The 21,440-nt window shown below is 39.6% G+C and carries 16 protein-coding genes; 15 read left to right on the top strand and 1 reads right to left on the bottom strand.

Annotation, left to right across the window (positions count from 1 at the left end):
* Positions 1 to 385: 385 nt before the first annotated feature.
* Entirely contained in the window at positions 386 to 838 is a 453-nt protein-coding gene (gene hpaR / locus JI723_RS04385) for a homoprotocatechuate degradation operon regulator HpaR (protein ID WP_070926634.1), read from the bottom strand.
* A 418-nt stretch (positions 839 to 1,256) separates the two neighbouring features.
* Here hpaR and JI723_RS04380 point away from each other — a divergent pair, with 418 nt between their 5' ends.
* From JI723_RS04380 to JI723_RS04310, 15 genes are all read left to right on the top strand, one after another.
* Positions 1,257 to 1,886, top strand: a complete 630-nt coding sequence (locus tag JI723_RS04380) for a fumarylacetoacetate hydrolase family protein (RefSeq protein WP_070926636.1) — start codon at positions 1,257 to 1,259, stop codon at positions 1,884 to 1,886.
* A gap of 2 nt (positions 1,887 to 1,888) precedes the next feature.
* The gene (locus tag JI723_RS04375) at positions 1,889 to 2,656 is read left to right on the top strand and encodes a fumarylacetoacetate hydrolase family protein (protein ID WP_272580343.1); all 768 of its coding nucleotides are present in this window, start codon (positions 1,889 to 1,891) and stop codon (positions 2,654 to 2,656) included.
* Entirely contained in the window at positions 2,656 to 4,122 is a 1,467-nt protein-coding gene (gene hpaE, locus JI723_RS04370; RefSeq protein WP_070926640.1) for a 5-carboxymethyl-2-hydroxymuconate semialdehyde dehydrogenase, read from the top strand. Before JI723_RS04375 ends, hpaE begins: the two co-directional genes overlap by 1 nt.
* A gap of 108 nt (positions 4,123 to 4,230) precedes the next feature.
* The gene (hpaD, locus tag JI723_RS04365) at positions 4,231 to 5,112 is read left to right on the top strand and encodes a 3,4-dihydroxyphenylacetate 2,3-dioxygenase (protein WP_070926642.1); all 882 of its coding nucleotides are present in this window, start codon (positions 4,231 to 4,233) and stop codon (positions 5,110 to 5,112) included.
* Between the two features lie 8 nt (positions 5,113 to 5,120).
* Entirely contained in the window at positions 5,121 to 5,501 is a 381-nt protein-coding gene (locus JI723_RS04360) for a 5-carboxymethyl-2-hydroxymuconate Delta-isomerase (RefSeq protein WP_070926644.1), read from the top strand.
* 9 nt (positions 5,502 to 5,510) lie between these two features.
* Entirely contained in the window at positions 5,511 to 6,737 is a 1,227-nt protein-coding gene (locus tag JI723_RS04355) for a Bcr/CflA family multidrug efflux MFS transporter (RefSeq protein ID WP_319066887.1), read from the top strand.
* Positions 6,734 to 8,197 (top strand): NAD-dependent succinate-semialdehyde dehydrogenase, encoded by a 1,464-nt coding sequence (locus JI723_RS04350; RefSeq protein ID WP_272580344.1) that lies wholly within the window; start codon positions 6,734 to 6,736, stop codon positions 8,195 to 8,197. The genes JI723_RS04355 and JI723_RS04350 overlap by 4 nt, the downstream gene beginning before the upstream one ends.
* Before the next feature lie 225 nt (positions 8,198 to 8,422).
* Positions 8,423 to 9,226, top strand: a complete 804-nt coding sequence (gene hpaH, locus JI723_RS04345) for a 2-oxo-hept-4-ene-1,7-dioate hydratase (RefSeq protein WP_070926649.1) — start codon at positions 8,423 to 8,425, stop codon at positions 9,224 to 9,226.
* 10 nt (positions 9,227 to 9,236) lie between these two features.
* Complete coding sequence (gene hpaI, locus JI723_RS04340; protein ID WP_272580345.1) at positions 9,237 to 10,043, top strand: 4-hydroxy-2-oxoheptanedioate aldolase; 807 nt, start codon at positions 9,237 to 9,239, stop codon at positions 10,041 to 10,043.
* A 177-nt stretch (positions 10,044 to 10,220) separates the two neighbouring features.
* The gene (gene hpaX / locus JI723_RS04335; protein WP_140182172.1) at positions 10,221 to 11,591 is read left to right on the top strand and encodes a 4-hydroxyphenylacetate permease; all 1,371 of its coding nucleotides are present in this window, start codon (positions 10,221 to 10,223) and stop codon (positions 11,589 to 11,591) included.
* Between the two features lie 66 nt (positions 11,592 to 11,657).
* Entirely contained in the window at positions 11,658 to 12,542 is an 885-nt protein-coding gene (hpaA, locus tag JI723_RS04330) for a 4-hydroxyphenylacetate catabolism regulatory protein HpaA (RefSeq protein ID WP_070926654.1), read from the top strand.
* 425 nt (positions 12,543 to 12,967) lie between these two features.
* Positions 12,968 to 13,297, top strand: a complete 330-nt coding sequence (locus JI723_RS04325; protein WP_337979801.1) for a hypothetical protein — start codon at positions 12,968 to 12,970, stop codon at positions 13,295 to 13,297.
* A 36-nt stretch (positions 13,298 to 13,333) separates the two neighbouring features.
* The gene (gene bcsA / locus JI723_RS04320; protein WP_272580347.1) at positions 13,334 to 15,442 is read left to right on the top strand and encodes a UDP-forming cellulose synthase catalytic subunit; all 2,109 of its coding nucleotides are present in this window, start codon (positions 13,334 to 13,336) and stop codon (positions 15,440 to 15,442) included.
* The gene (locus JI723_RS04315) at positions 15,435 to 17,741 is read left to right on the top strand and encodes a cellulose biosynthesis cyclic di-GMP-binding regulatory protein BcsB (protein ID WP_337979800.1); all 2,307 of its coding nucleotides are present in this window, start codon (positions 15,435 to 15,437) and stop codon (positions 17,739 to 17,741) included. The genes bcsA and JI723_RS04315 overlap by 8 nt, the downstream gene beginning before the upstream one ends.
* A 1-nt stretch (position 17,742) precedes the next feature.
* Positions 17,743 to 21,438: a cellulose synthase subunit BcsC-related outer membrane protein gene (locus JI723_RS04310; RefSeq protein WP_337979799.1), complete on the top strand. Its 3,696-nt coding sequence runs from the start codon at positions 17,743 to 17,745 to the stop codon at positions 21,436 to 21,438.
* Positions 21,439 to 21,440: the final 2 nt, after the last annotated feature.

Below are 21,440 nucleotides of genomic sequence, written 5' to 3'. Positions count from 1 at the left end.
ACAAGCGAAGATAGACGGGGAGCATAGATAAACTATATGATTCGGCGAGCGTAGCGCAGTCAACAGCCCTGCATCTTGAAGTATGACGAGTATATACTCTAAATAATTCGAGATGCAGATAGGCGACAAGCGAAGATAGATGAGGAGCATAGATAAACTATGTGACTCGGCGAGCATAGCGCAGTCAACAACCCTGTATCTTGAAGTATGACGAGTATAGAATGGTCAGCGCTCAAGAGTTTATACAGGTCAATCTATAATAACTTGCCCACATAAAACACTTTTATCTGAAAAGATAAAAACCTCTCCATCAAAAGAGTGCATGGGTAAAATGGTATTAGCTATAATAACCAATACCATTTTATTGTTGATAAAAAGGAATACCTTAGGCAGTTTCTCTTTTATCAGTGATATTACTGTAGTCAGGGCTTTCTAATGCAATCAATTCATCAAGTAATTCCGTTAAACGTTGCATTTTTTCATGAGAAAACGCTTGTTCAATTTTTTGATATCCTTCTTCCACTTCTTGGCGTGCTTTATCATAAAGCTCCTGCCCATTAGGTGTCAGGGACACATACAATTTGCGCTGATCATTGAGAGGTTTTAAACGAAAAATTAACCCCTCACGTTCCATTCGAGTCAAAATTCCCGTCAAACTCGGGCGAAGAATGCAGGTTTGAACCGATAACTCATGGAAATCAATAGAGCGCTTATCCGCAAGAACACGAATAATACGCCATTGCTGTTCAGTCAAATTGTATGACTTTAAAATAGGCCGAAAGAATCCCATTGCAGTCTCTCTCGCCTGTAATAATGCAATTGTCAATGATTCATGCATAAGTCTAAAACCCACCACTCTATAATGTTTAATTAGTACCAAGTTCTTGGCACCACTTCATGTATTGCGCTTTTACGTCGTAAATTCACTCTCAGTGATAGCGATACTCTCAATTATTCTCATCGCTTAAAAGCAAGGTTAGCACGGTAAAATAACAATCACAAAGAAAAACCCTAAAATATTAATGAGTAAATAATTTAATCCCCCTCAAGAAAGTTAAAGAAAAGTTACAATAAAAAATAAGCAAAAATATCAACATACTGAATATTAAGGGGTTACACTCAAAAAACATGAATATGTTAAAGAGATCACAATTAAAATTAACAAATGCATTAGTCTATTGCCAATTTCTAATTAATACATTATTAATATATTAACAATCATTCGAAATCTTCGATTTATGAGTAAGGAGTTGTCAATGAAAGGCACTGTTTTTGCCGTTGCCCTCAACCATCAAAGCCAAATTACGCACTGGCATGAGGCTTTCGGGCAAGCCCCTTATAAAACCCCACCTAAAACACCTGTGTGGTTTATTAAGCCGCGTAATACACTAATTAATTCAGGCGATAATATTTTACATCCAGCTGGTGAGACCGTTAAAAGTGGCGCAACACTTGCCTTAATCATCGGTAAAGATGCACGTAAAGTCAGTCAAGCTGAGGCAAAAAATTACATTGCAGGGTTTGCATTAGCTAATGAAGTTAGTCTGCCTGAAGACTCATTTTACCGCCCAGCAATCAAAGCCAAATGTTGTGATAGCTTTTGCCCAATCGGTGAGATGACTACAGCAACATTAACTTCTCCGGTTGAGATCATTACATTGATTAATGGCAAAGAAGCCGACCGTTGGTCCACCAAAGATCTAGTACGTGATGCCTATGAATTAGTGGCTGCATTAAGTGAGTTTGCAACATTAAAAGCAGGTGATGTGATCCTAATCGGTACTCCTCATCAACGCGCCACCATCCAACCGGGTGATCAAGTGGTTATACAAGCAGAGGGCTTTCCAAGCCTAAGCAATCAAGTTGTTGCGGCAGGAGGACAATAATAATGAAACACGCCAAAATTCGTTATCAAGGTAACGAGTACTCAGTAACAGTCGGTGATAATGAAGAAATTACCCTACCAAACGGCCAAGTTATTGCGGGTGATGATGCGAATGTTGAATGGTTACCACCAGTAAGAGGCACACTGTTTGCCCTTGGTTTAAACTACGCCGATCATGCTACAGAGCTTGATTTTAAGCCACCTGAAGAACCTCTGATTTTTATCAAAGCAGACAACACTCTAACAGGCCACCGCCAAGTCTCTGTTCGCCCTGATAATGTTGACTATATGCACTATGAGTCAGAGCTCGTTGTCGTGATCGGTAAAACCGCACATAAAGTTTCACAAGCTGATGCAATGGACTATGTTGCTGGCTATACCGTTTGTAATGACTATGCGATCCGCGACTATTTAGAAAACTACTATCGCCCAAATTTACGAGTGAAAAGCCGCGATACCTTAACACCAATCGGCCCTTGGATTATCGATAAAGATCAGATTGAAGATCCACATAACCTCGCACTTTACACCTATGTTAACGGTGAATTGCGTCAAAAGGGCTCCACCGCGGATCTCATTTTTAATATTCCGTTTTTAATTGCCTACCTCAGTGATTTCATGACCCTACAACCTGGCGACATGATTGCGACTGGAACACCAAAAGGGCTTTCCGATGTGGTACCTGGTGATGAAGTCATTGTTGAGGTCGAAGGTGTTGGCAGACTGATCAACTACATTGTCAGCGAAAAAGAATATGAGGAGCGAGTGTAATGACTAAGATTAATCATTGGATCAATGGCAAAAACGTTGCTAGCAAAGAGTACTTCCAAACCACCAGCCCCGCGACTGGTGAAGTACTAGCTGAAGTGGCTTCAGGCGGGCAAGATGAAATCAACCAAGCCGTTGCCGCAGCAAAAGAGGCTTTCCCTAAATGGGCAAACACACCAATGAAAGAGCGTGCACGGTTAATGCGTCGCCTTGGTGAGCTGATCGACCAAAACGTCCCTGAAATTGCTGAAATGGAGACCCAAGATACAGGTCTACCAATTCATCAAACCAAAAATGTGTTGATCCCGCGCGCTTCCCATAACTTTGAATTCTTCGCTGAAATTTGCCAACAGATGAATGGTCGTACCTACCCTGTTGACGACAAGATGATGAACTATACGCTGATCCAACCTGTTGGTGTCTGTGCACTTATTTCACCATGGAACGTGCCATTTATGACAGCAACATGGAAAACAGCACCTTGCTTAGCGTTAGGTAACACCGCCGTATTAAAAATGTCAGAACTATCACCATTATCAGCAAACCGTTTAGGTGAATTAGCGCTAGAGGCGGGTATCCCTGCTGGTGTGCTTAACGTGGTTCAAGGCTATGGTAATACCGCTGGCGATGCATTAGTAAAACACCATGATGTACGTGCAGTGTCCTTTACGGGAGGCACCGCGACTGGCCGCATGATTATGCAAAATGCAGGTCTGAAAAAATATTCAATGGAACTTGGTGGTAAATCCCCTGTTCTGGTATTTGAAGATGCTGATATTGAGCGTGCATTGGATGCAGCGCTATTTACCATTTTCTCCATTAACGGTGAACGTTGTACTGCTGGCTCACGTATTTTTATCCAAGAAAGCATTTACCCTGAATTTGTTAAACGCTTTGCTGAGCGCGCCAATCGCCTAATTGTCGGAGATCCTACGGATCCGAAAACCCAAGTAGGAGCACTGATCAGCGAACAGCATTGGAACAAAGTTTCTGGCTATATTCGTCTTGGTGTTGAGGAAGGTGCAACATTACTGGCGGGCGGCCCAGACAAACCAACCGATCTACCTGCACATCTGAAAAACGGCAACTTCTTGCGCCCAACAGTATTAGCTGATGTTGATAACCGCATGCGTGTTGCTCAAGAAGAGATCTTTGGACCAGTGGCTTGCTTGATCCCATTCAAGTCAGAAGAAGATGGTTTACGCATGGCTAATGATGTTGAGTATGGCTTAGCATCCTATATTTGGACACAAGATGTCAGCAAGATCCTTCGCTTATCTCGCAGTATTGAAGCTGGAATGGTGTTTGTGAATACACAAAACGTACGTGATTTACGTCAACCATTTGGTGGTGTTAAAGCATCAGGTGTCGGTCGTGAAGGTGGTGAATACAGTTTTGAAGTATTTGCTGAAATGAAGAACGTTTGTATTTCCTACGGGGATCATAATATTCCTCGTTGGGGCGTGTAATTTATTGAAATATTAATCATTAATATTAATTTAACATCAAGCCCTATTATAGTTCGAGCGACTTCCTGACAGGAATAGCTCGAACTTTCACAGGGGAGGTAAGGACTTATGGGTAAGTTAGCACTAGCGGCAAAAATCACACATGTTCCATCCATGTACCTGTCAGAATTACCCGGTAAACATCATGGCTGCCGTCAATCCGCCATCGATGGCCACAAAGAAATTAGTCGTCGCTGTCGCGAGTTAGGCGTTGATACCATCATTGTTTTTGATACTCACTGGCTAGTTAATAGTGCTTATCATATTAACTGTGCAGATCACTTCGAAGGGATCTATACCAGTAACGAACTCCCTCACTTTATTCGCGATATGGAATATGAGTATGACGGTAATTCAGAGCTAGGACGAATGATTGGCGAGGAAGCTCGTAAATTAGGCGTTCGCGCGCAATCACATGAAATTCCAAGCCTAACTTTGGAATATGCAACACTGGTTCCAATGCGTTATATGAATAGTGATCGCCATTTCAAAGTGATCTCTATCTCCGCATTCTGTACTTCTCACAGTTTCGAAGACAGCCGCAAACTTGGCGAAGCTGTACTGACTGCGATTGAAAAATATGATGGCACTGTTGCAGTACTGGCAAGCGGTTCACTATCACACCGTTTTATTGATGATCATCGCGCAGAAGAAGGTATGAACAACTATACCCGCGAATTCGATGAGCAAATGGATAAACGTGTGGTGAAGTTATGGCGTGAAGGCCGTTTCAATGAGTTTTGTAAGATGCTACCTGAGTATGCTGATTACTGTTATGGCGAAGGCCATATGCACGACACCGTGATGTTATTAGGCATGTTAGGTTGGGATAAGTATGCAGAAAAAGTTGAAGTCCTAACGGATTTATTCGCTAGTTCAGGAACAGGTCAAATCAACGCTATCTTCCCATTACCTAGCTATATTACTGATAAACAGAAAACTGTTGCTTAGGAGCCATAATGCCTCATTTTATTGCTGAGTGTACTGACAATATCCGTGAACAAGCCAAACTGCCTGAACTGTTTTCAAAGGTCAATAATGCGCTCGCGGGCACAGGTATTTTCCCTCTTGGCGGGATCCGTAGTCGTGCCATTTGGTTAGATACTTGGCAAATGGCTGATGGTAAGCATGACTATGCTTTTGTACACATGACCCTCAAAATTGGTGCAGGTCGTTCTCTTGAGGATCGCCAAAAAACCGGCGAGTTGCTATTTGCATTAATCAAAGAGCATTTTGCTCAGTTGATGAATGATAGATACCTAGCGTTGTCTTTTACTATGGAGGAGTTAGATCCTGTACTGAATTATAAACAAAACAATATTCATGCGTTGTTTAAATAAGGAATACTGATGCCGACCGCATTCGATAAACATATCCCTCGCTACCTGATCCCATTACTGGGGTCATTAGTCGCTTTTGGGCCGCTATCGATCGACATGTATCTTCCTGCATTGCCACAAATGGGAATCGAGCTCCATGCAAGCCAAGGACAGATGCAGTATACACTCGGCGCATTTTTTACAGGTTTTTGTATTGGTATGCTGTTTTATGGGCCACTCAGTGACATCCTTGGACGTCGTAAAATGTTATTAAGTGGCCTCATCATTTTTACGCTAGCGAGCTTACTATGCGCGCAAACAACTTCAGCTGATTCTTTAATTGCATTTAGGGCTCTACAAGCCTTTGGCAGCGGAGCTGCTATCGTGATGGCCAGAGCGATTGCAAGGGATGTTTATCTAACGAGTGAATTACCTAAAGTCTTATCTCTAATGACACTGGTGACGATGATAGCGCCTCTGCTTGCGCCTTTGCTAGGTGGTTTTTTACTTATTCACTTTCAGTGGCAAGCGATCTTCTATCTTCTTGCACTGATTGGCCTTTGTTCTACGGGGTGTATTTTCTTTTTACTCCCTGAAACCCTTTCACAACAAAAGGGTTCTAAAAATTTACTCAGCGTAGCATTTCATAATTACGCTCAAGTGTTAAGCGACAAAGAAGCCATGAGTATCATTGGCACTATGGCATTTTCTTTCGCGGGTATGTTTGCTTTTATCAGCGGCTCCCCCTTTGTTTATATCCAATACTTTGGGGTATCTGAACAGCATTATGGCCTCTTATTTGGTTGCAATATTCTTGGCATGATAGCGATATTGCTACTGAATGTCCGATTGCTCAAAACCTATAGTCTGAACCGTATTCTGTGCTTACAAAGCGGGGCTCAATTACTGTTTGGCGTATTATTACTTATTTTCTACCAGCAAAGCCTGCCTATTATTGTTATTCTGGTGGTGCTGTTTTTATCAATGGTCAATGCTATCGGTACTAACAGCTTGTCACTGTTATTGCAGCATCGAGGAAAAATTGCAGGCAGCGCCAGTGCTCTCGCTATCTCTATTCAGTTTGCATTGGCAGCAATTGCAAGTGTTGCAGTTTCTGTACTACAGGATGAATCCCCATTTGCTATGGCACTGGTTATGGCTGTCTGTGCCGGACTCAGTTTCACTAGCCAGCGTTTTTCGGCTAAAAATGTCCGCTCACAGTTAATTTCAGTGTCTTCGGAGAAAAAAGAGAAATGAGTATCAACGTTAATTCTACCTTATTCCGCCAGCAGGCTTATATCAACGGTCAATGGGTCAATGCCAACGATAATAGCCAATTTGATGTCACTAACCCTGCTAACGGCGAAATCATTGCTAAAGTCAGTAATGTAGGTGCAGTACAAACCCAACAAGCCATTGATGCAGCAGAAAAAGCACTGCCTGCTTGGCGAGCCAAAAGTGCGAAAGAACGTAGCCAGATCCTTAATAAATGGTTCCGACTGATGATGGACAATCAAAAAGAGCTCGCAGAGCTACTCAGTTGGGAGCAAGGTAAATCCATTACTGAATCAATGGGAGAAATTGCCTATGGTGCAAGTTTTATCGAATGGTTTGCTGAAGAAGGCAAACGTGTTTACGGTGAAACTATCCCTTCTCCACTTCCAGGCCGCCGTTTAGTCACCATCAAACAACCGGTTGGTGTCGTGGCGGCTATCACGCCATGGAATTTCCCGAATGCAATGATCACCCGCAAGGTAGGTCCAGCACTGGCCGCAGGGTGTACTATGGTTCTCAAACCCGCAGCTGAAACCCCATTATCGGCATTAGCGCTCGCAGCGTTAGGTGAAGAAGCAGGGATCCCTGCTGGTGTATTTAATATTGTACCGGGTACCGATGCTAAAGCTATTGGTGGAGTGATGACCTCTAGCCCTGTGGTTCGAAAACTGACATTTACGGGTTCAACCCGTGTTGGCAAACTATTGATGGCACAATGTGCTGACACAGTTAAAAAATTGTCGTTAGAACTGGGTGGCAATGCGCCCTTTATCGTCTTTGATGACGCTGATTTAGATGCGGCAGTTCAAGGCGCATTAGCTGCTAAGTTCCGCAATAGCGGACAAACTTGCGTCTGTGCTAACCGAATCTTAGTTCAAGAAGGTGTTTACGAAGAATTTGCGAAACGCCTCGCAAAAGCTGTTAACGAATTGAAAATTGGTCCTGCAACCCAAAGCGATTCACAGCAGGGGCCTCTGATTAACCAAGCTGCTGTTGATAAAGTCAACGAACACATCACTGATGCGGTATCTAAAGGCGCCCGTGTACTTGCTGGGGGCAAATCTGCCTCACTAGGCGGTTTGTTCTTTGAACCGACTGTATTAGCTGATGTAACCGAATCAATGATTGTCGCTAAAGAAGAAACATTCGGTCCGTTAGCGCCATTATTTAAATTCCGTGATGAACAAGAAGCCATTCAGTTAGCCAATGATACTGAGTTTGGTTTGGCATCTTATTTTTACTCAAGGGATATTGGTCGTATTTACCGTGTTGCTGAAGCATTAGAAAGCGGCATGGTAGGGATCAATGAAGGCATTATCTCAAATGAAGTCGCCCCATTTGGTGGCATTAAACAATCAGGTCTGGGGCGTGAAGGTTCACGTTACGGAATTGAAGATTATCTGGAAGTGAAATACCTCTGCTTTGGTGGGCTTTCTAACTAACTTAATTTAGTTACCGCACTACGCTAACGGTGTAGTGCGGATTTATACTCTAAATAATTCGAGTTGCAGGTAGGCGACAAGTGAAGATAGACGATGAGCATAGATAAACTATGTGATTCGGCTAGCTGAGCGTAGTCAACACCTCTGCAACTTGAAGTATGACGAGCATAAAAGCCTCTAGCGTTTCTTGCGTTACCAGCAGAAATCAACAGGAGCAATATTCGCATGTTACAAAAAGATGTCATATCTCAAGTTGCACAACGCCTTAATCAGGCCGAAAAAACGCGTGAACAGATCCGTCAAATTTCATTGGATCACCCAGAGATTACGATAGAAGATGCCTACGCTATCCAACGTGAATGGGTGGGTTTGAAAATTGCTGAAGGGCGTTCACTTAAAGGCCATAAAATTGGGTTAACTTCTAAAGCCATGCAGGCTAGTTCGCAGATAGATGAACCTGATTATGGTGCACTTCTAGACGATATGTTTTTTGATGATGGCTGTGAAATCCCAACAGACCGCTTTATCGTACCGCGTATTGAAGTTGAGCTTGCTTTTGTCTTAGCGAAACCGTTAAGTGGTCCTAATTGCACTCTGTTCGATGTTTATAATGCAACCGACTATGTAATACCAGCGCTTGAGCTGATTGATGCTCGTTGCCACGGTATCGATCCTGAAACAAAGCGTCCACGTAAAGTTTTCGATACTATCTCAGATAATGCAGCCAATGCAGCAGTTATTTTAGGTGGCAGACCAATCAAACCACGTGATCTTGATTTACGTTGGATTAGCGCCTTACTTTATCGCAATGGTGTTATTGAAGAATCAGGCGTCGCCGCTGCGGTTCTCAATCACCCAGCAAATGGGGTTGCTTGGTTAGCCAATAAATTAGCCCCCCACAATGTCCAATTAGAAGCAGGTCAAATTATTTTAGGTGGTTCTTTCACGCGCCCTGTTGCCGCTCGCAAAGGAGACGTATTCCATGTTGATTATGGCGTAATGGGCTCTGTGAGCTGTCGTTTTGTATAAGGAAATCATCATGGATATTTTACACAACAAATTTAAACAAGCATTGAAAGAACAGCGCCCGCAAATTGGTTTATGGCTAGGTTTATGCAGCTCATACAGCGCCGAATTAATCGCAGGGGCTGGGTTTGATTGGTTACTTATCGATGGTGAACATGCACCTAACAATGTGCAAACAACACTCACACAGTTACAAGCCATCGCGCCATATCCTTCACAACCTGTAGTTAGGCCGCCTTGGAACGATCCCGTTATTATTAAGCAATTATTAGATATCGGCGCACAAACACTGTTGCTACCTATGGTGCAAAATGCAGAACAAGCACAACAAGCCGTTCGTGCGACACGTTATCCACCCGCTGGGATCCGTGGAGTTGGCAGTGCGTTAGCAAGAGCCTCACGTTGGAACCGTATTCCTGACTATCTGAAGCGCGCTAATGATGAAATGTGCGTGATCGTGCAAGTTGAAACGCGTGAAGCTATCAACAACCTTGCTGATATTTTGCAAGTTGAAGGAATTGATGGGGTATTTATTGGACCCGCCGATCTCAGTGCTGATATGGGCTTTTCTGGTAACCCGAACCACCCTGAAGTTAAATCTGTCATAGAAAAAGCGATTGTGCAAATTCGTGCTGCGGGTGTGGCTCCGGGGATCTTGATGGCTGCACCAGATGTTGCCGATCACTATTTGAAACTAGGCGCATTATTTGTAGCTGTTGGAGTTGATACTACGCTATTGGCTCGTGGAGCAGAAGCGCTTGCTGCGCGCTTTGGTAAAACGGTTTCTGAAACCGCACCAACGACACCGAGTGTGTATTAATTTTAAAAATAAACAGACCATTAAATACAAATAACCCTACAAGCAAATGTATTTGATGGTTAATAGTCAGCGACATTAGTCACCACGTACCTCTAGGGCAGACATTATAGTATGGCTGCCTAACGGATTTTTGTACCCATAATAGCATTAAATGCATATAAATGAGGGAATTACAAAATGAGCAACACATCAAACATTGCTGAGAAAAACCCAGCAGAACAGCATAAAAACTTGACTGAACCACAACAACGCGTTATTAAAAAATTATTTCGTCGATTAATTGTCTTTTTATTTGTGCTGTTTGTTTTCTCTTTCCTTGACCGTATTAATATTGGTTTTGCGGGACTAACAATGGGGAAAGATATTGGCCTTACTTCGACTATGTTTGGTCTTGCCGCTACCTTATTTTATGCAACCTATGTTATTTTTGGTATTCCTAGCAACATAATGTTAGGGATTGTAGGTGCACGCCGCTGGATCGCCACCATCATGGTGCTCTGGGGTATCGCTTCAACAGCGACCATGTTTGCTACAGGCCCCACTAGCCTATACGTTTTACGTATGTTAGTTGGTGTAGCTGAAGCAGGTTTCTTACCGGGGATCCTTGTTTATCTCACTTATTGGTTTCCTGCCTATTTCCGCGCTCGTGCGAATGCTTTATTTATGGTTGCCATGCCTGTCACGATGGCATTTGGCTCCCTCGCTTCCGGCTACATTCTTGAATTAGATGGTGTTTTAGATCTTAAAGGCTGGCAATGGTTATTCCTGCTGGAAGGATTCCCATCCGTTATTTTAGGTGTTCTCGTTTGGTTCTATCTTGATGATTCTCCGGCCAAAGCTAAATGGCTAACCAAAGAAGATAAAGAAAGCCTCCAAGAAATGATGGAGCAAGATAAACTAGAACTGGTACAGCCACAGGGCTCCAAAAGTCATAGTGCATTGCAAAATACCAGTTTATGGAAAGAGATTTTTACTCCTGTAATTCTTATGTATACCGTGGCGTATTTTTGCCTGACGAACACGCTCAGTGCCATTAATATTTGGACGCCACAGATTATGCAAAGTTTTAATCAGGGTAGCAGTAATGCAATGATTGGCTTACTTACCGCGATCCCTCAGTTTTGTACCATATTAGGTATGGTATATTGGAGCCGACGTTCAGATAGGCTACAAGAACGTAAAATGCATACCGCACTCCCTTATTTATTTGCCGCCGCCGGATGGATCATCGCCGCACTGACCCATCAGCCAATGATCCAACTACTCGGTATTATTATGGCATCAACAGGATCATTTACCGCGATGGCCGTGTTCTGGACCACACCCGACCAATCAATTAGCTTACGCGCTCGTGCCGTTGGTATTGCGGTGATTAACGCTACAGGTAATATTGGTTCTGCGGTTAGCCCGCTATTGATTGGTTGGTTAAAAGATCAAACGGGCAGCTTTAACTCAGGGCTTTATTTTGTGGCAGGGTTACTGGTCATTGGTGCTATATTGGTTGTATTAATTCCAATGAAAAGTTCGCGTCCAAGAGCAACGCCTTAAATAAACATAATAATCTGGGCTGTAGGCAAATAGCTTACGGCCCGCTTGATAACCTAAAGGATCAATGTGGTGTCATCGCTAATAACCAATATCGATATCAGTAAAGATTATGATGAGACACAGGGAAATGATGATGTCCATTACCAAACCTTTGGTAATATGGCCGCATTTTTTGGTCGGGATATGCAAGCTCACCGACACGATGGCTTCTTCCAACTGCATTATCTTGAGACAGGGCATATCACACTGCAACTTGACGAACAGCGCTATTCCGTTCAGGCTCCGCTTTTTATACTTACCCCGCCTTCTATCCCTCATGCTTTCTTTACTCAAGAAGATACTGATGGCCACGTGCTTACGGTACGGCAGGATCTGATTATTCCATTATTAGAATCACTCTATCCAGCTAATCCTGATTTGGTGGCAATTCCTGCTATTTGCTTATCGGTCGCGGATAAGCCTGACGATCTAGAAACTTTTAACTATTATTGGTCATTGATGGCGCGCGAATCATCAAACAGCTACGCTGGGCGAGATCAAGTACTTTCCTCCCTCGCTCAAGCCTTATTTACTTTTTTACTTCGTTCCATTCCACTTGATGACCATCCGGTCAGTGGCGTTAGAGGAGAGCATCGATTATTTCAACGTTTTAACCAACTTATTGATGCACATTATCACGAGCATCTTTCCATCCCAGAATATGCTGATAAATTAGGCGTTACAGAATCTCGGCTTAAAGATATGTGCCGACGGTTTGCTAATCGCCCACCGAAACGCTTGATATTCGACCGGTTGTTACGAGAAGCCAAACGTATGCTGCTATTTTGTGATAGTCCAGTCTCTGAAATCGCCTATCAACTGGGTTTTAAAGATCCTGCTTACTTTGCGCGATTTTTTAACCGATTGGTTGGTGACTCGCCTAGCCAATGGAGAGATAAAAATATTCATTAGCCGGTTGCTAGTAAGCAACAGTTTATTTGCATACAAATAATTTATTTATTCATTAATTAGCTCATTTTTCGAGCTCTATTTGTCATAAAAAAATAAAATAATTTATATTATCTATCAATAAATACTAATTTTATTCTTTAGCATTTTTAATTCTTTCAAATACTCATTTAAAATAGTTATAAATAAGCGATAAATTAATAACTACTATTTATTCAAAATTCATAATTACCCCATATTTAAAAATCAAATCATAAAGTTACACAGTGTATCCCTCTAGATTATTTACATATTATCAATTGGAGTTTTTTAAGTAATATTATAACTAAATATTATATCAAAATAAGATGATTTACCTAAAATACCATGGTAAAAATCACTCATCTTATGTGTAACTGCGTTTGCTATTCTCAGGGTGAAGGTTAACTATGTACGATGATTTAAATTCATTAAGCCGACAGCTTAAAATGGATAATTTTTCTTTTCTTGAAATTGAAGAAACCACTGCATCTGGTAGTGGACAGCTATTATCCAATATAGCACCTAGATCAGATACACCAATATCAGATAAAAAAGATAATCAGCTCAAAACGATAGAAAAAGCTCCATCACAGGATAACCTTACATCAGCAAATGAATTTAAAAATTTTATTAATTACAATAATAACCATTATTATAATGAAATAAATGCTTCCACGTCTCATACCGAGCAAGCTATTATACTCAGTGTACTATTTTCAAGTATCAGTAAAAAATAATTTTATTTTAAAGTAATATGGACATGAGTTAATTATATGCAGAAAACATTCAAGTTTTTTAGCTCAATACTTTTATTGCTATTATTTCTTTTATTAATCATTATCCCACTGGATAGTGAAAGGCAACTTTTATTAGGATGCGTACTTGTTATATTGACTTTTTTTATTGGTATATTTAAAGGTAAAAAAATTCAACTCACTATGATATTAATCTCTTTACTGTGTACATCACGTTATATCTGGTGGAGAGCAACAACAACACTTTATTTTGATTCTTATATTGAGTTAATTCTAGGCTCATTACTTTTTATTGCAGAGCTATACTCATTAGCTATTTTGCTTTTCGGCTATATTCAAACATGTTGGCCACTAAAAAGAACCATAGAACCCTTGCCACGAGATACAACACTATGGCCAACCGTCGATCTATTTATACCAACTTATAATGAAAGTATCGATATTGTCAAAGATACTGTACTCGCAGCTCAATGTATTGAATATCCGAAAGATAAACTTAAGATATTTATATTAGATGATGGGAAACGCGAAGAATTTCGTCAATTTGCCGAAGGGGTCAATGTCGGTTATATCACTCGTCCAGATAATAACCATGCTAAAGCGGGTAATTTAAATCACGCTCTAACAAAAACAGAGGGAGAACTTATTTGTATTTTTGATTGCGACCATGTTGCTACACGGGTATTTTTGCAAGCGACAGTTGGCGCTTTCTTAGTAGATGATAAGCTTGCACTGATACAAACTCCGCATCATTTTTACTCAAAAGATCCCTTTGAACGTAACCTCAAAGCAGCCAAAAGAGCACCTCATGAAGGCTCGTTATTTTATGGTCCCGTTCAGCAAGGCAATGATAACTGGAATGCTGCCTTTTTCTGTGGTTCATGTGCAGTGATCCGCCGCAGAGCATTAGCAGAAACGAATGGTTTTGCCGTCGAGACCGTAACCGAAGATGCTCATACCGCATTAAAATTACAACGTAAAGGCTGGAATACCGCATTCTTAGCGATCCCCTTATCAGCAGGTTTAGCTACTGAACGGTTAACATTACATATCAACCAGCGTATTCGTTGGGCTAGAGGAATGACGCAAATTTTTCGAGTTGATAACCCAATGCTTGGGCGTGGATTATCTTTCACACAACGTATTTGTTATCTCAATGCTATGCTACATTTCCAATATGGCTTACCTAGAGCCACCTTTTTACTATCACCATTAGTATTTATTTTATTCGACCTAAATATTATTTCATCATCAGCAGCATTGATATTTTCTTATGCATTGCCACACTTAATTACCTCTAACTATGTAAACTCAAAGTTAGTTGGCAATTACCGTTATTCCTTCTGGGGTGAAATTTATGAAACTGTCATGGCATTTCATCTAATACTCCCTACCCTGATGAGTCTAATTTCACCAAAACTCGGTAAATTTAACGTCACAGACAAAGGTGACTTAACTGATAAAAATTATTTCGATCATACCGCTGTTCGTCCTTTAATTGTCGTTGCGCTGCTTTTAGTACTTGGTATTAGTATGGCGCTAACTAAATGGGCTATTGGTATGTACAGTTATATTGATAATGGAGTCATTATTATCAATTTAATGTGGGGAGTTTACAGTCTACTCATTGTATTAGCTTCGATAGCCGTAGCGAAAGAAACTAAACAATTACGACGTACAACCCGAGTGTCTGCAATATTACCGGTTACTGTTTATTTTTCTGATGAGAGCCAGATAGAAACTCACTCTGTTGACTTATCTATGAATGGTGTAAGGCTTAATTATCCATTTAAGCATAACCCTACACAAGAATATGTCACACAAATATCAATTGGCGTAGGAAAAGAAAAAGCACTAATTCCAATCCAAAAAACATGGATTGATGGTGCCTATTTGAGAATGGAATTCGCTCATTTAACAGATAATATACGGCGTGATGTTGTTCGTGTCGTACTCACTCGTGCTGATGCATGGCTGAGCTCACAACATGTAGCAGATAAACCATTAAGAGCATTTGCTGATGTCTTACAGTGTGCCATTGGATTATTTATTATCCGCAAAGATAAAAAATCACCAAATAATTCAATAATTCTATCCACACCAAATAAAGAGCAGCAACATGCCTAGTCGCTACATGAGCTTATTATTAATCATTAGTATGTTGCTGATGCAAAGTATCACTGCTTTCGCACAACCGCTAGAAAGTGAATATACAAAGCTGTCTACTGACTTAGACTTTATTTTAAATAACAATTTATCCGATAACAAAAACAATGTTGAGACAACGTCTGAAGAAATATCACTTAAAAAATTAGGATTAACCAAAGGGCTAACACTAACGAGTAGTAAACTACAATCTGGGGTCAGTTTTACCCTACCTTATGATTTTATTGCCATTAATTCTGATATGCGAATTGTTATATCCGTCAATCAAGCAGACAACATTGAAAAAGAAAATTTACAAATTATCTTAAATGGCCAATCTTTAGGTGCAGTTCCTCTATCGCAAGTCGATGAAAACCGTTCTATTTTTACTTTAAAAATTCCTAATTCTCTATTGTCATCAAAGAATAACTTAAATTTTCAAGTCATTAGTAATGATGACATCATTAATAATGAATGGACATGCCAGCGACCCGATCTCAAAAATCTGGTGGTCAAAATAGCCCCATCTAGTTCAATGACCATGAAAGGGATCCTGATGAATACTCGAAAATCACTGGCGGATTTCCCGCGCCCATTCTTAGATCCTTTAAAAATTAATAGAAATGAGCTGACTTTTATTTATTCTGCTTCTCCAACCTCAGATAGCTTGGTCTCTTCTGCAATCGTAGCCTCTATTTTTGGCATCAAAAGCGACGAAAAAGAAAATGACTTTAACGTTTATTTTGATGAGATCCCTGAAAAGCATGCTATTTTATTCACAACACTAGGTGAAACTATTTCAGGCCAATCATTCGCCGATCCTAATGGCTCAAGCTTAAAACTTATTGATAATCCCAACAATAAAAAATACAAATTACTCGTTGTCAGTGGTCGTAATACAGATGAATTACGACAAGCTGCTTACCAACTCTTTCGTACTGATTTAACTGATAATAGCACTATGCAAGTGCAACCTCACACCGTCCATAAACGTCAAGCTTACGATGCTCCTAACTGGCTTTCAGCTAAAAAAATTATCCCATTTAGTCAATTAATCAAAAGTCCTGATGCACTACAAGCACATATGTTTTGGAATGAGGAGAAGAAAATCAATTTTAGGCTTCCTCCTGATATGTTTATGCTTTCAGGTGATAAAATTCCTTTAAAAATTGATTATACTTTTGACCGGAAAAATTGGTTTGATGTTGATAATTCAATGTTAACCATTGCACTTAATAAGCAATTTTTAAAAAATGTGAATGCAAAAAATCATACTATTGTAGCCCCTATTATTGATTTCTTTGAATCTCAAAGTAACAATAGTACAACCCTTTATTTAGATAACACGCGCTTTCAAGGGGAAAATAAATTAAGTTTTTACTTCAATATCACTCCAAATAGTGACACACCTTGTAATATTCTTAGCAATAACGATATTGTCAACCAAATACTACCTAGTTCAACACTTGATTTACGCAATATTGGTCACTTTGGTGAATTACCCAATAGCGCTTGGTTCCTGAGTGGATTATTTCCGTTTACCAAGTATGCCGATTTATCAGACACCTCTATTTTAGTACCTGAGCAACCTGAAAAAGATGAAGTGGCTTTATTGCTCAATCTCATGGAGCATTCTGGGCGTATTACTGGTTTTCCTGTCAGGAATTTAACGCTATTTAATCATTTTGAAAAAATACAATCTAATTCAAAATTAAAATCATCAAATATTATCATTATTAACAAATTAAAAGATTTCTCTGCAATTCAACCACTACTTTCAGATACGCCCTATCACTATAACCAAGGTAACTTACAAATTTCTTCGCCATCACTTATACATAAAACAAAGTTATTGCTATTGGGTGAGTGGAAAAATCAATTTGAAGAAGCCAATAATTTTTTATTGAACACTCATCAATGGCGTGGCTCTCTTAGCTTTAAATCACCATGGTCTTCTGACAAGATCGTTACCATTCTGACTGCAACCAACTCAGCTCAATTAAATAAGCTAGCAACAGATATGATTACTCCAGGACGGCAACAAATTGAATCAGGTGACACATTGCTATTCAGCGACCTTGATGATGTAAAAATCCTACGATTAACCCCATCATTCCTATCAGGCGAATTACCATTATTTACTTTAACCATCTGGTTTTTTAGTCAGCATCTATTTTTATTGATGACCATATTATTTGGATCATTGTTTTTAATCAGTTTTTATTTATTCCAGCGATTAAAAGCACATGAGTCTAAGCGTTTATCAGGGACGAAAAAATAAGATGAAAAATAACAAATTTGCAAAAATGCTACTCATGTTGCTATGCGGAATACCTGCCTGTACAACATTTGCTACCTCTTTAGAAAATGAGACAGCAATCAAGATACTGTTAGAAAAAGCCGATTATTGGCATGGCAAATCTAACTATGAACTAGCGTATGATGCGCTTAATAAAATTTTTGCTATAGAGCCTAATAATATCGAAGCATTATATTTAATGTCACGCTATAAGATCCAACAAGGCAACAAACAAGATGCTACCTCATGGATCGAACGATTCAAAAAATTCTCCCCTAACGATCAACGGATCAGGCAGCTAATGCAATTCGATCCGCAAAAAAATACGTCTGATACGTTACTTAAAAAAGCCCGCTCATTGGCGCAAAAAGGTCAAATCGATCAAGCGATACAAGCGTATAACAATCTATTTATTAATAATCCACCAAGTGGTGATCTGGCAATTGAATATTACGAAACCTTAGCGGGAAGTAAAAATCATCTAGAGCTAGCAATATCAGAATTAAGAAAAAAAGCTCTGCAATCTCCTTCAGATAGTAAAGTGCAACTTGTACTCGCAACTGTATTAACTTATCAAGAGAAAACTCGCCGAGAAGGCATACAAAAGCTTAGCCAGCTCGATAATAAAAGCACTGCCGTGATTAATGCTCTTCAGCAAGCATTACTATGGCTACAACCAAATGAAAGTGATTTACCACTTTATCAAAACTTTATTAACCTTTCGCCAAACGATAACCGTGTTATGGATCACTATAATCGCAGCGTTGGTGGCAATGAGATATTAGCGGCATTTACACTGCTCAATAAAGGCCGCATTGAACAAGCAAAACAAAAATTTACTACTGCCTTAGAGAATGATCCGAAAAATAGTGATGCAATGGCAGGACTTGGTTACGTAGCGTTACATCAAAAAGATTACCAACAAGCTGAAATACGATTACGTGAAGCAGCAAATAGCACAGACAATCATAAACGAAAACAATGGGTAAAAGATCTTGAGAGCATAGGTTATTACTCTTCTCTGGACACGATAAAAAAATTAACACGAGATAAGCAGTACGATCAGGCTTTTGCTTATATAGATCAAACCGCTGCATACAGTTCACAACAACAGCTCACATTAGACTTACTACGTGGGCAAATTTATCGTGACCAAAAAAACTACACAAGTGCAGAATCTCTTTATCAAAAACTCAATCAAAAATACCCCAATAATAAATTGATTAAAGAGCAGTTAGTTTGGTTATTTGCAGAGCAGAAAAAGTATGCTGAGTTAAACCAATTATTCGCAACTCTTCCCGTTTCAGAGAGACACTATTACCAACAACGCATTGATATGAGTGAACAATATCGAAAAGAAGCACAACAAGCATTAGATAATGGCTTAGACAATCAAGCTGAAACTATTTTAAAACAAGCAATTGATAAAAATCCTAACAATGCTTGGCTAAATCTTGATTACGCGCGGGTACTCAACAAAAAAGGCGAAAAACAAAAAGCAGCAGCGGTGATAAACAACCTAGTGACTAATTACCCTTCTACCGCAGCTTGGCACAGCGCACTGATTTTTGCATCAGAGCAAAATAATTGGAGCAATGTACTCACTTTATCCAACAAAATTCCACCAGAGGCTCAGTCATCAGAAATTATTGAGTTAAAACAACGAGCTAAATTTAACCAACAAGTCGACATTGCGAAACATTATATAGAAAACGGCAACAATAATGCAGCCCTCAATACACTTAAAATAAATATTAAAGTGCCACCAAATAACCCAAGTGATATCGGTCGGTTAGCCCAACTCTATATGGATGCCGGTGATAATCAAATGGCTTTAAAGCTGATCCGCCAAAATCAATTATCAGAGCCTCAAGGAAACTTAAGTGATTACGGACAACAAATTCTCGTTTTACGTCGACTAGGTTATGTTGCCGAAGCAGAAAGTTTAATGAACTCCCCTGCTTTATTGGCTACAGCGAATGAAAAAGAAATAAATAATATCAGAGCAACTTATTTAAGTGAGCAAGCTGACTTATATCGCGAAAAAGGCCATTTAAATGAAGCTTGGCAAATATTAGCACCCGAGCTCAAAAATAATCCTAATAACAGTTTATTACTTCTTGCGACTGGGAGAATTTACCAAGCCAATGGGCAATCTAATCAGGCAGCTGACATATATCATTATGTTCTATCTATTTCACCTCAAAATCAGGATGCCTTAATGGGATTGGTGGATATCGCATTAGCTAATAAAGAGATTTCCACGGTAAAAAAATACTTTAACCAAATACCAGCAAGTAACAGAACAAGCTACATCATGCTATCAGCAAGAGTCGCTAAACTTGAAGGAAATAACACTCAAGCCATAAAACTATTAAAAACAGCTCAATGGGGGTTAATTAACCCTACTGAAAACTCAAGTGATTTCCCTATAAACCACCCGCTAGCTGGAGAGGTCCTCGAAAATACCAATCAAAGTACTCAACAAAAACAGCAGTTAAATTATATTGAAATCATGCTCAACGAGTTACAACAAAAAACGGCTATTGCTCTGGATAATACCATTGAATTTAATAGTCATTCAGGAGAGTCAGGACTAAGTAAATTAACGGAGTTTAAAGACACTGTAAGCCTATCAATTCCTGTATCTGAAGATATGAAAATAGCCTTGAATATATCTCCATCGGTAATCGATTCAGGTAAAACCCCTGCTGAAAATGCAAGTTTAGTCGGTAGCGGTGCCCTAATCAGAGCAAATCGCCGTAGTCTGGTTGATAGTTCTCTGCGCGAAAATATTCATGCTGATGAAATTGGTAGTAACACATTACAAGGTTTGGAATCAAGCATTTCACTTAAAAGCGATAATTTCCAACTGGATTTTGGCCATACTAACAGTGATGCTTTAATTGTTTCTTTGGTCGGTGGTGCTAAATGGTCATTCAATACAACACCAAATAGTCAGCTAACATTTAATGCAGAACGACGTGCCGTAAAAGATAGTTTACTTTCTTATGGTGGTTTGAAAGACAGTGTTTCTGGTAAAGAATGGGGAGCAGTGACTCGTAATACTCTTTCAGCTCAATATGCTTGGGATGATAGCCATTATGGCGCCTATGCTAAAATTGCCGGAAATAAATATATTGGTAGCAATATACAAACTAACCAATCGATTGATTTTAATACCGGTACATATATTTATGGTATTAATAAAAATGATAAAAAACTGACCTTAGGTGCAAATGTCCATTATATGGCATTTGATAAAAACCTTAATTATTATACGTTAGGACATGCTGGCTATTTTAGTCCACAAAGATATATTGCTTTTTCATTACCGATATCTTATCAGCAAGACATCAATAATTTATCCATAAAATTAAGCTCAAATATTGGTTATCAATCTTATACAACTGAAAGTACAGACTATTATCCAAATAATCCTCAATATCAAAAAGAGTTAGAGAACTATGCGCTTAATGATGAATATATTGATACTCGCTATAAAAACACGAGTAAAAATGGTATTAGCTATGCGATTAGTGTAGACACTAAATATAAAATATCTCCATCATCATTGATTGGTGCAAATGTAAGCTATAACACTTTCGGAAATTATGATGAAACAAAAGCAAATATTTACTTTAAATATTTATTCGACAACGATATACTAGGAAAATAGAA

This window comes from Providencia manganoxydans (genome assembly GCF_016618195.1).
Taxonomy (GTDB): Bacteria; Pseudomonadota; Gammaproteobacteria; order Enterobacterales; family Enterobacteriaceae; genus Providencia; species Providencia manganoxydans.
Note: the sequence above shows the minus strand (reverse complement) of the source record. Positions and strands in the feature narration are given on the sequence as shown.